General features: G+C 36.7%; 11 protein-coding genes and 1 CRISPR repeat array (1 of these 12 running past the window's edge). All 11 genes read right to left on the bottom strand.

Translation table 11 applies throughout. The features are described 5' to 3' along the window. Window positions 1–2,655: direct repeats of the CRISPR family, unit length 30 nt; unit sequence ATTTCAATTCTACGATAGTACGATTAAAAG (it extends 10,629 nt beyond the left edge of the window). 211 nt (window positions 2,656–2,866) lie between these two features. The 11 genes from cas2 to KDN43_RS07550 are packed head-to-tail and all read right to left on the bottom strand — an operon-like array spanning window position 2,867 to window position 12,133. Further along, complete coding sequence (gene cas2 / locus KDN43_RS07600; RefSeq protein WP_238869268.1) at window positions 2,867–3,130, bottom strand: CRISPR-associated endonuclease Cas2; 264 nt, start codon at window positions 3,128–3,130, stop codon at window positions 2,867–2,869. A 1-nt stretch (window position 3,131) separates the two neighbouring features. Next, on the bottom strand, window positions 3,132–4,148 hold the full coding sequence (gene cas1b, locus KDN43_RS07595; RefSeq protein WP_238869267.1) for a type I-B CRISPR-associated endonuclease Cas1b: 1,017 nt from the start codon (window positions 4,146–4,148) through the stop codon (window positions 3,132–3,134). Between the two features lie 18 nt (window positions 4,149–4,166). After that, entirely contained in the window at window positions 4,167–4,532 is a 366-nt protein-coding gene (locus KDN43_RS07590) for a CRISPR-associated protein (RefSeq protein ID WP_238869265.1), read from the bottom strand. After that, the gene (csx2, locus tag KDN43_RS07585; protein ID WP_238869263.1) at window positions 4,522–5,760 is read right to left on the bottom strand and encodes a TIGR02221 family CRISPR-associated protein; all 1,239 of its coding nucleotides are present in this window, start codon (window positions 5,758–5,760) and stop codon (window positions 4,522–4,524) included. The genes KDN43_RS07590 and csx2 overlap by 11 nt, the downstream gene beginning before the upstream one ends. Next, window positions 5,738–6,898: a type III-A CRISPR-associated RAMP protein Csm5 gene (gene csm5, locus KDN43_RS07580; protein ID WP_238869262.1), complete on the bottom strand. Its 1,161-nt coding sequence runs from the start codon at window positions 6,896–6,898 to the stop codon at window positions 5,738–5,740. Before csm5 ends, csx2 begins: the two co-directional genes overlap by 23 nt. 12 nt (window positions 6,899–6,910) lie before the next feature. Then, window positions 6,911–7,906: a type III-A CRISPR-associated RAMP protein Csm4 gene (gene csm4, locus KDN43_RS07575; protein ID WP_238869260.1), complete on the bottom strand. Its 996-nt coding sequence runs from the start codon at window positions 7,904–7,906 to the stop codon at window positions 6,911–6,913. Then, entirely contained in the window at window positions 7,906–8,544 is a 639-nt protein-coding gene (gene csm3, locus KDN43_RS07570) for a type III-A CRISPR-associated RAMP protein Csm3 (protein ID WP_238869259.1), read from the bottom strand. Before csm3 ends, csm4 begins: the two co-directional genes overlap by 1 nt. Window positions 8,545–8,551: 7 nt before the next feature. Then, window positions 8,552–9,037, bottom strand: coding sequence for a type III-A CRISPR-associated protein Csm2 (gene csm2, locus KDN43_RS07565; protein WP_238869257.1), 486 nt, complete (start codon window positions 9,035–9,037; stop codon window positions 8,552–8,554). Window positions 9,038–9,042: 5 nt separating this feature from the next. Then, complete coding sequence (locus KDN43_RS07560) at window positions 9,043–10,473, bottom strand: Cas10/Cmr2 second palm domain-containing protein (RefSeq protein ID WP_238869256.1); 1,431 nt, start codon at window positions 10,471–10,473, stop codon at window positions 9,043–9,045. 42 nt (window positions 10,474–10,515) lie between these two features. Next, window positions 10,516–11,043 (bottom strand): CRISPR-associated protein Cas4, encoded by a 528-nt coding sequence (cas4, locus tag KDN43_RS07555; RefSeq protein ID WP_238869253.1) that lies wholly within the window; start codon window positions 11,041–11,043, stop codon window positions 10,516–10,518. A 37-nt stretch (window positions 11,044–11,080) separates the two neighbouring features. Beyond that, window positions 11,081–12,133, bottom strand: coding sequence for a CRISPR-associated protein Cas7 (locus tag KDN43_RS07550; RefSeq protein ID WP_238869252.1), 1,053 nt, complete (start codon window positions 12,131–12,133; stop codon window positions 11,081–11,083). Window positions 12,134–12,137 lie beyond the last annotated feature (4 nt).

Below are 12,137 nucleotides of genomic sequence, written 5' to 3'. Positions count from 1 at the left end.
TATTATAATTTCAATTCTACGATAGTACGATTAAAAGAAGCGATTCAGGACAAGTTAAAAGGGTATAGCGATAATTTCAATTCTACGATAGTACGATTAAAAGCTTGAAGCCAAAGGCGAGCCTATCTTTATTAAGAAATTTCAATTCTACGATAGTACGATTAAAAGTTTACGGCATGCCTCTCTACGAGTTGAGCTACGTCATTTCAATTCTACGATAGTACGATTAAAAGAGACATTTTACACTTTGAGAAAAGCAGCTGAGGTTTATTTCAATTCTACGATAGTACGATTAAAAGAATTAAAAAATTTATGTTATGAAGGAAGAACTATTTAATTTCAATTCTACGATAGTACGATTAAAAGGCAGAAAACGCAAAAGTTTTGCACTCGTTTGAATTTAAATTTCAATTCTACGATAGTACGATTAAAAGTAAGTATCTGTAACTATGTAATCTTGAGCATCTGGCATTTCAATTCTACGATAGTACGATTAAAAGGCCAATCGCTTTGGAATCTAATTTGTCAACTATGTATTTCAATTCTACGATAGTACGATTAAAAGATCGTGCTGAAATATTCCATTAAAATTCCGTGTATTATTTCAATTCTACGATAGTACGATTAAAAGAAATCGTGCCCAGGCATATTCTCTTTTTCTGGTTCATTTCAATTCTACGATAGTACGATTAAAAGTCGAGCTGGTGTCGATGGTGTCCCCATTGATTGAAATTTCAATTCTACGATAGTACGATTAAAAGGATAATAATGCCGAATTGTAAGGCTTTGTACATTGATTTCAATTCTACGATAGTACGATTAAAAGCAACGGCGTATTACAGACAACTGAATTAAATAACAATTTCAATTCTACGATAGTACGATTAAAAGTTCACCACGGCATTCGTGGCATTCAAACCATTCAATATTTCAATTCTACGATAGTACGATTAAAAGATTTGATAGGGATTTCATATTGTCAAAATCAATGTTATTTCAATTCTACGATAGTACGATTAAAAGATCCATCTTTTTAAAATCAGTGGATCTTTTCCTTATTTCAATTCTACGATAGTACGATTAAAAGGATGGCGGAACGTATTATAAATGTTACTTCGATAATTTCAATTCTACGATAGTACGATTAAAAGAAGACGGTATTCATGTCAAGCGGGGCAAATGTGGATTTCAATTCTACGATAGTACGATTAAAAGTAAAAAATAAGTAGTCATGAGAAAGATTAAAAATATTTCAATTCTACGATAGTACGATTAAAAGATAATACCATTAACTGCGCTTTCGCAGTCAGTTGTATTTCAATTCTACGATAGTACGATTAAAAGACCGCTACCGAGAGCTCGAACTACGCTGATTACAAGATTTCAATTCTACGATAGTACGATTAAAAGACAGCAACGGAGAGCACGAACTATGCCGACTACACTATTTCAATTCTACGATAGTACGATTAAAAGAGGCGAATGTTTCCAAGGCTGTTACGGATAAGTTATTTCAATTCTACGATAGTACGATTAAAAGCTTATTTTCCGGCCGGCTCACGAAAAGTCAGGTTGAATTTCAATTCTACGATAGTACGATTAAAAGAAGTTTTCTCGCACCTGTCATGTTTTATTCTAATCAATTTCAATTCTACGATAGTACGATTAAAAGACCCTTTTGTCCTGTTCTCGACTTTGCAAAAGTTATTTCAATTCTACGATAGTACGATTAAAAGAATGGCCACATGGCGTACAGGAATATAAGTTTTGAAATTTCAATTCTACGATAGTACGATTAAAAGGTACTTTATCGAGACGGATGATTTGACAGAGATAAGGATTTCAATTCTACGATAGTACGATTAAAAGATGGTATGGTCATCACTTCCCTATGATGCTGAACTAATTTCAATTCTACGATAGTACGATTAAAAGTTTGAAATCATCCTGATATTGCCCTCTATATTCAGAATTTCAATTCTACGATAGTACGATTAAAAGCCATATGAGGTGTCAAGGTTGTTCGCCCAATTCTGGAATTTCAATTCTACGATAGTACGATTAAAAGAGGTGAAAGAAATGAAAGGGGAAACTCGTATTCAGGTATTTCAATTCTACGATAGTACGATTAAAAGATAACATTACGTTTTTAAGCGTGCCCAACCTGTCGCATTTCAATTCTACGATAGTACGATTAAAAGAAAATAGTCGATTCCGTGATGGCAGGTTACAAAAATTTCAATTCTACGATAGTACGATTAAAAGTAGCAAAAAAAGAGGCACTATCATACTCCAATTTAAATTTCAATTCTACGATAGTACGATTAAAAGGCAAGAACAAGTTGATAGCAACCGAGAACAAGCGAATTTCAATTCTACGATAGTACGATTAAAAGTATCCTGAATGGTGACAAGTTCGATAACTTCGGGATTTCAATTCTACGATAGTACGATTAAAAGGATGGTGCATAACCCGGGCCTGTATTTCTTAATGAATTTCAATTCTACGATAGTACGATTAAAAGGACAGAGATGAAGTATTTGGACTTGGTCATTGGGATTTCAATTCTACGATAGTACGATTAAAAGCCATGCTGGCCAGTCAAATACAAGTCAATCAAGCACATTTCAATTCTACGATAGTACGATTAAAAGCCGTTACAAACGGCAAAAAATATAACTGATTTTCAAATAATCAGCTACGGAAAAACGCTGTAAAATGAGCAATAAAGTTGTCGAAGTGCAAAGATATAAAATAACCCGCACTTCGACAACTTGGTTTATATGTTGATTTTCAATATGTCAAAGAACTCATGATGTAAAAAATTTTATCTTTATCACAAAAAGAAACGCCTTCGACAATCCATCAAAGAAAATTATCGGTGATACCACGTTCTTTTCCAACGATTTGCTTTTCAAGCCATTTTTCCTGCCTGCTTGAAAAAATTATTAGGCTGTCTTCTTCGGAATTCATTATTTTTTCAGCTTTCAAAGTTAATTCTTTTAATTTGACTTCAGTAATCTCGCCTTCAAATACCGAATTTTGTATCCATGTCAAGTATTTACGACAGAGTTTTAACATCTTTCCCACACGCTTTTCGCCGCAGTCATAAACCAAAACCACGTACATATTACCAATACATTTTAAAAGGTCGATAAGTCTCTATTCCCAGTAAACATTTTGCCAGCTTGTAGCACTCCAATTTAATTAGATGCTTGTAACTTACACTTCGGTTGAGCGAACGGTGTTTGATGGTTTCGTTGAAACGGTCATCTATGGCTTTTACGAAAATCTTTTTCCCCGCCGGATTCAGCAAGCAACTGTTCAGACGTTTATCGAAGTGACGTTCTTGGATCTCTTTCTTGTTTATTAGCTTGAAGATGACTCTATCGACGATAATGGGTTTGAAAACTTCGGCAATATCCAACGCTAGCGAATAACGCCTCTCGCCCGGCGTATGCAGATAACTGATAGTGGGATTGAGCTGCGTTTGATGAATGGCTCGAAGGCACTCGGAATAACACATCATGTTTCCGAACGAAATCAAAGCATTCACTTCATTTCGAGGGGGCTGCTTTGTACGATTTCCCATCTCAAAATCGTTAAGAATAAGATTGAATGCATCGTAATAAACTTGGCGAATATTCCCTTCAATGCCCATAAGTTCATCGGGTGCATTAGCTTTATCGATATTTGCTGAATGTGCTGTAATAAGTTCCATCAAATCCTCCATGTCCTTGCCCCGCCGGTTATAGTATTGAAGGTTTTTCTGCATATTAAATGCCGCACCATAAATAAACTGACGAGCGATTTCCATACGCTTCTTTTTATTCTGAAACGCTTTGGTCTGTGCCAAAATCATTCGTCCGGCAAGCAGCGAATCACGTGGCATAAACGAACCGGTATAATTTTCGTAATAATCGAAAAAGTGCAAGGCAATATTATTTTGACCGAGAAAATTATAGAGCGCACTATTGGCGTCCAACGAGCCAAAAACATAGAACTGATCGATGGCCTCCACGGGAATATAACGCGGCTGCTCTTCGCACGGAATGCCGTTTACATCTTCTTCCATCGTAACAAACTTCAAAGTATTGTCTTTCCGTGAAAGACGCCCCGAATTGAAAAGATAGTAGGTTTTTTTCATTGGTCAATCAGATATTGATTAAACATATTCTCGGAATCTGACAAAGTCAAACCTTACCATTTTTTCGTGGGATGCCGTTTCTTCCACCATCCTCTGGCTTGTAGATGCCACGCAAGGTATGCCTTTTGCCAATAATTTCCTGATTAGATTATAACAGAACGTATGCTCGCCCATAATATGAACAGTAATAGACGTATTCTGCATTCCCAACTTTAGTATTTTTTCCACATATTCATCCACCACATATACTATTTCTCCTGTTCCCGCTTCCGGGAAAATTCTTGGGAAAGGAATATCTGTTATTTCGCCAAACATCCGTAGAGCTTCGTTTCTCTGCTTGTCGCTCCATTGCGAAACAGGGTGGTTAGTAAGATTAATAAGCATTGGATTTCAGTATTTTGTTAAATTCTAAAAGGAGGATACTCAATTCTGTCACAGCTTTTTGAGCATTCACTTGCACGTTTTCTAATAGATGGGCAGAGTTTTTTCGGTATGTATTCGCCTTGCAATGTATTGATTTAATATGCGAATAACGGCTATCATTATAAATGCTATCTTTGGCACTATTTCTTGCAATTTCATCGGTTGCCACACTTCCCTCTTGTTCACAAACATAGGTTACGATTGCTTCAACCAAACACAAATAAGACAATCCGTAGTTTGAGTTTTCTTTGTGCCAAACACTTAATTCGAACTGATATTCGGATTGTTTTTTTAAATTTGAGAAACGTTTTGCAAACGCGCTGAATGCTTTCGGCAAAATAATCTGTTCTGGTAGTGGATACGTGTTTGAAGCCAGCGATGTGAGTAAGCTAATTTGGCTTTTTATCTCGTGTATAAAATTCATTGACAACACATTAGTAAACTGCGTTAGCTTATCTGATGTCGTTTTGTTTTTTTCTCGTAACAATTCGGCTAATAAATATCCATTTCCAAAATGATTAAAAGAATATGCACCTTTTATCCAGTTTTGAAGTTCACTCATATACGATAGATTTACTACCGGCACAATACCTCCAAACTCTCTTCCGGCTTCAAGCATTCCGTAGTATATTCCCGAAAAAGATATTTTTTTATCTGCTACATCTTTTATGAAAGACAGGGCTGTCGTGGCAAATAGTGGCAACGAACGAAAAGAGTGGGTAATATCCAAAAAGATTTCATCTCCATCTTGCAAATAACTCATAGCATCAGCGAAAATAGAGAAATTTTCTTCAATCTCTTTTTCATTCAAACCGTAATAAATGGGGAAAATTTTTGAATCATTTCCTAAGATTATTTCAATTTTTTGGAATAATGAGACATCTAATTTTGAATTGTGATTGGCATTTTCTCCACATTGTTCCGAAAGCTGAAGCCAATAAGCTTCATCTATTTCTAACCGTTTTTGCTCTGCAAATTTTTCATATACTGCTTCCCACATTGATTTCATTGTACCAAACAAAAAATAGGTATCCACATCTAAAAACTTTCCGAGAGCCGAAGCTAAAAATGACGTTTCTTCAATATTTTCTCCCAATTTATATTTGGCTGTTTTGTAAATTCTTTCTGCCGAATTATTCTTATTTAAAGGTCCTGTACCAATAAAACTAATCAAAACTTTTCTTGCCATAATTATCTATTTTTTCAATTTTCACCCAGCCCAAAGGCTTCGTATCTATTATTTCCACAAACCGTGTTATCGGAAATTGGTCTGCTTTTAGGTCATACGATTCTTCTCGCCGTGTTTGTGGCTTATACACTTTGCCGTAACCGTTTGCTTTCAATAATTTAAGAAATCGACTTTTGTCATCTGTTGTGTCTGTGTCGAATAAAGAGAGTGCTACCGAATTGAAATAGAATCCCTTGCCTGCTCCCAAACGCAGGTAGGCGGTTGTGTTATTTTCGGCTTTTTTCTGAACTATGGAGTAGAAATTTTCAAGACGTTTATAATATTTATTATCCAATTTTTCTTTGAAGGATTCCATTATTTCCCATTCTATATTGCAAGAATCATCGCTAAATTTGTTAATTATTTCGCAAAACTCTTCCCACGAATAGTTTTTATAAACTTTCGTCCCATCTACTTTTTCTTCTATAAGTTTCCGTACGTTTCTTATTTCGCATTCACAGGTATTGTTATCTTTTATTGCTTCCCTTGTCTGCGGAATATCCAAAGTGCCTTTCTTAATATTCAATCGTTTGATTTCTATTGCCTCCAAAGCATCAAATCGCATCAAAGAACTGTCACTTACGGCAAGTTCAAATTTGTCGAATTCTAGAATAAGCCTTTTATTTAATTCTTCATTATTAAAATCGTTTACATATTGACTGCACCACAGCTGTCCTTCATCCTCGTTAATAAGCCAATCATAAAGCAACGCGGTTTTTATGGCACCTTTGAGCGTGCTACCCGGGATGTAAGGCGATTGCCCCACATTTTTCACAACGGTATATAATTCTTTTTTACCACCTACACTACACGCGTCTATACTGTGCGAAGCTGCTTGTTGTAATGTTAGTTTGAGTCTATTTACAATGAAATCTTTCAAGTTAAACGCGTTGGTGGTGTTGGATTTACCCCGAATCATTCCCTCTACATAAATATCAATAAGTTCGGATTTTTCGCCCATTTTATCTCTTATAGCTTGTTGGTTGATGTAGTGGATTTTTCCTTTTTCCAGTACATAATCGGCAAATGCGGACAGCGTGTTGCCATCGCCAATGGAAACAGGCGTAAGAGTTGTTATTCTGTATGCGGATTCGCTCATAAAAAATAGGAATTAAGGATTAAACAATTGTGGTAGTGGCAGAAAAATATCGCCGCTGTATTTCCAGTATTTTTTTTCGTTTTGCGAAAAATCAAGTACATCTGGTTTAAGTTTTTCGTTCATCACGGCTCCTTCAAGAAGAGCTGTTGCTACGGGCAGCCTTTTTTCTGAGCTAAAACACATTCCTCCCCGAAATTTGGTTTGATAGTATTTACAGAAATCCATATCTTTTTCTTGAGGAAAAACTAAGGATAATGCCACTTGATAATTCGACGGCTGATTTGTTTGAAATTCAAAATCGCGATATTCAATGCTTTTAATATTTCCGCAACCGGTTGAGCGTTCGCCACCAATACCGTTCGCCACTAATAATTCAATAGCCTGACTAAATAGCTTTTTGTCTTCGTCTATCAATTTGGTTTCTGCCAAAAAATACCAATGTACGGCATAATCTTCATTGCCTTGCATAACCAAATCGGTTTGTGTGTAGAGACTATCTTTATCTTCTGCATCTCGCACCTTAACCTTTTGTATATCTTGCTTTTGGCTGAGTACAAATATTGCATTGTTACCAACTTCCTCTTTCAAGAAAATACTCTTTTCATTGGGGCTTATGCATGGGCTGTCGTTTGAAAACCATTTATCCGGTGCAATGCCTTTTTCCCATACGCCCTTGGATATAAACTGTATTTTCTTGAATTTCTTCGGATTGTCGGTCGGGTAAATATTTAATATAGCAGGTTTTGGCAATAACAATATCATCTGTTCCTTGTGTTCTATGGCGTAGAAGCCTGAAGAAAACCGGATATTTCCTTCTTGAAAATGTGTTCTGAAAGTATCTGTTTTTTCCGGACGCAGCTGCGCCAATGCACTGATGAAAGCTGCAAACATCACATCGGAATGTATGTAGTCCGCGGTATGAAACAGTGCTATGGATTGGTCCCTTGCAAATTCGCCAAAATGAAAGCGGCTACCCTGCCTGCATTTTAAGATAATAGCTTTGCGCATTAGTTATATGTTTTTGTTGTGGGATTTTTAATATTGCACGTTATTTCTACTTTGCCGTATCCGCGTGTTCCGCTGCCTCCTAGATAATCATCTTGTAAGAGATTGAGTCCTTTTTCCAATTCTTGAAGCATCGCATTCTTATCGTCTTTATCGAAAATGTTAATTACGATTTCAAAAGAGAATACGGCTCCGGCAGGTACGCGCTCAATATTGCGCAAACCACCACCTTGAGTTTTCCCGGATTTTCTATCGATAGTATTTTCGTATTTCTCTTCTGAAAAATCGGTTTCGAGCGAAGCATTATTATTGGTAAAATCTTCCATAAATTTGTCCACATCCAACACTGCGTCGCGAAAAATAAGCCGTGTGGGTTCAGTCCATACTTTTTCAGCCGAACCAAACATTTTTTTAGTAATCTGTTTGTCTTCTTCAAGTTTAATAGCACCGTGTGACAAACCGAGCAAAGTGCGAATTTTCCCTTTAAGCGAGCTTCCAGGAATGTAGGGCACACCCAGCGGCGTTTTTATCACCGGACTATCTAATCCGCCAATATCTAAACTGCTTTTAGAGCCGCCAATGTGAAGTCCGGTTTTCAATAATATGGTGCCACTAATTATGTCTTTTTCAATGAGTTTCATTTGTTGATTATTTTTTTGTGTTGTAAAACTTGTGATAAGCAATGATGATTTCCATTAGTTTTTTGAAAGAATCCAAACTATCATCATCTGTTTTCTGTATAAGAAGGTCTATGAAAGCAATCATTTTCTTTGCTTTATCCTCTCTGTCATTTTGCTGCCTTGCAGCCACATACGCCAAGTTTGGCCGTAATAGTTTCAGCTCTAACGATGACGTCACACCCTTTATTTTAGAATAAATATTCCGTAATTGTGTGGGCGAAATTGCATCGGAATACGCCTTTACAAACTTTTCTACTGCGGTGATTACCGTATCAACAGGAAGTTTTTTTTGCAATCCGATATCAGATGTGTTTAACTGCAACAATTGCTCGAAAAGAGCTTCTTCAAAATATTGACTTTTGACCTCTTGCGCGAAATCGTGAAGAGTTTTTACTTCACGACTTTTTCCTGCATTGGACTTGGATTGAAATTGTTTTTTTAATTTTTCTGCCATATATACTAAGATTTTAAATTTTTGGTTAATAATTCAGCCCATCGCGCCGCAATGGGATATTTTAGTGCGTTGTTTGTGGTACTTGAGTGCATAAAGTCTTGCAACAGACTGTTTGTATAATCGTTAAAAATTCCCTCTATAACGGGTAGATTTTCTTTATTTTTTACATTTCGCAAATAATATTTCAAGCGGTGCACTTTCGGAATCTCTATTTTTCCTCTGTTCACGGCGGTGTTTTGCAAACTTTTGTAACCCAAGTCCGACGACTTTACTCTTTGAATAAGCGCTCGGCTCTCGCCCTTAACTACGAGTTCGGACAGTTGGTATGCAATATCTTTTGCCGATTCAAATTCTTGCCAGGTAAGGGGTTCACCAAAAACAGTAATCCTGTTTTTACCGTTTGTTTTGGATAAATCCAATGCATTCTCAGCCTCTTCCGCCAAACGTATCATCGGAAATTTGGCATTTACAACTACTATCCCCGCCGAAATTGTAATGTCGTTTTCCTCTTTTTCGGTAAGCGTACTTCTTATTTCCGCTTGTGCTCTGGCAAATAATTGTTGTATTTTTCCTGCAATATCAAAAATCACATCCCAAGCACCAATCAAAAAGCAATCGTCGCCACCTGCAAAAACGGGATAAATGTCTCCACTATCGATATATTTCTTTAAAGCTTTTTCATAGAGTGTTCGACTGAAAAAAACGTCAATTCCGGTGGAAAGTTTTTTGTAGTCAGTTTTCTCTTTATTCTTAAAAACAGCTCCCAAATTATCAACATCCAGCTTTAGGGCTGCCAGTTTGCTGTCGGCATTTCTCATTACAGCGCTATCTGCAATGGAATCAAAGTCGATGACAGTATGGTTGTCTTTCATAGGCAATTTGTTGATCATATTGTTTTTGAAACTTTTTTCGGCATTTGAAAACGACACTGAAAAACCGACCAAAGAGATACCTTTAGGGGTTTCACCGGGAATAATGCTAAAACCATCTGCATTTATCAACTGTTTGACGATATTTTCACTACCTATATTGTCAGCTGTTACTTGAAATGTAGTAGGGTAGATGTTTTTTGACAATTTATTTTTTGCCAAAAGTTGGTTTACTGCTCGGTTTTTTTCTTTGAAATTATCATCATCATACAATACCCAAGAAAAATGAATATAAACATCCTTTGTAAGAAAGTTGTGTTGTAATTCTTTTGTTTTAATAGAAATTACACTTTCTTCAGCTTTCAGACATATTAACAGATTTCCTCCGCCATTGTAAATTACTTCTTCTACTTGAAACTCTCGTTTTAGATACTCTTCAATGATATGAGTAAGGACATAAATGTAAAACGAACGGGCTTTTAGATTCTGGCTTGCTTTTTTCGACGTTGTGTCAAAGATGTAGTTCTGTATGCCGGAAATATCGGCTTTTACTAAATATCGATTCATTTTTTGTTTATTTTGTGGAAATAATTTCCAATATTACATTTTTCACTCTCCCGAATAACAAAAATCAAAATAGCTGCAACTTTTACAGATTTTTGCATTGATAGCGGGCGGACAGGTATCACTTTCAATCAATGTTTTAATTTCCGATACCGACTTTTTGAGTTGTTCGCGATCTTTATCGTCAAGAAATACTTCATCGGTTTTACGTAATTTAGGGTATTCCAATAATCCGGTGGCTTCCTCTACACCGTTAAGTTCCAGCAACCAGAGGTAGAATTTGAGCTGACGCGAGTGCGCCTCTTCTACTTTATCGCTTCGTTTGGTTTCGTGAACGGTATTGTTACGTGCATCGAAATAATCGATTTGTCCGAATAGCGAAACGCCTTCATATTCGGCGGAGATAAGCATCTCTTCATATCGTTCTGCACGTTGGGGATACGATGTTTCGTGCAGCAGTTTCCCATCGTACACCATATCGGATGTGTGTTCCATATTGATGCCGTTGGCAAAAAGCCAAAGCTTTCGCTTGCAGATTTGCTGGTAATTGATGTGGGTAGCAGTGAGGTTCATTGTCGTAAAGATAAAGCGGCTGTTACACCGCTTTTATTTATAGCTGATTTCCGTAATCAAAAGCCATCATTAAATCAATTAGTTTTTGTTCGGCTTTTTCGAGTGCATCGATTTTTTCTCCCTTGGTTTGAATGAAGCCTCCGGCTTGAAGTGAAATAAACGTATCAACATTCTTCATATCTTCTTCAATGATAGGCTGAGCTTTTTCTGAATTTTCTTCTGAGAGCTTTGCACGAATTGAACCTCCTATTAAATTGGCATTATCGCTAATAGCTATTGCCAAAGTATCCATCAAGCTGAATGTGCGGGATTGGTTGGATGTTATCTTCCAATTAACAATGGCATATGCCAATGCTTTTGCCCATTTTTCTCTTAATGCTAATGGTGCCAACAGGCATTCGCCAAAAGCATTTTTTGTGTCAATCCAACCATTTTCTCTTAATTTAACAATGGTTTCTTCTGTTATTTCAGGCTCTAATTGGCTGGTGGAAACACAAAATAATCTTCGCAAATCGATAGCAATATCGAAAACAAATAAACCGGTTGCTCTGCTATTGTTAGGTATCCACTTGCGACTAAGGCTTCTGTCTTTTTCTTCTAAAAATGCAGATATTTCCTCCTCAGTCATTATTTCTCCATCGGCATTTCTTACTATTACTTCATTATTAGGACGGTCACTTCTGTCGAAAGAGATGTTTTCTCTGCTCACACCAGCCAATAATGGATGTAGCGCCCGCATTGCCGAAATGGACAGCGGACTTCGTCTTTTTAATGTACGGTCTTTTCCACCTTTTGCGGCTTTCATCCAACCCCCAAATAATTGATCGGCATAAGATGGATCGCAAGTCCCGTAAACTTCGCCTTCTTTCAATTCTTTTTGTTTAGTAACGTCAAATAAAAAAGTGGTTGGACTGGGAACTTCATTCAATGCATTGCTGATGGCGTCAACAATAGATCTTTTAACCTGTTGTCCGCTTGAAAACGGAATGTAGCGGTCAAATTGAACATCATAGTATGTTTTTTGTCCGTCTGCAACGCAAAAAACCGTATGCTCTGCCCTTTTCAATGTTCTTACGTAAATCGTACTCATGTTT

This window comes from Proteiniphilum propionicum, from assembly GCF_022267555.1.
Lineage (GTDB): Bacteria > Bacteroidota > Bacteroidia > Bacteroidales > Dysgonomonadaceae > Proteiniphilum > Proteiniphilum propionicum.
This window is presented reverse-complemented; position numbering and strand designations above follow the sequence as displayed.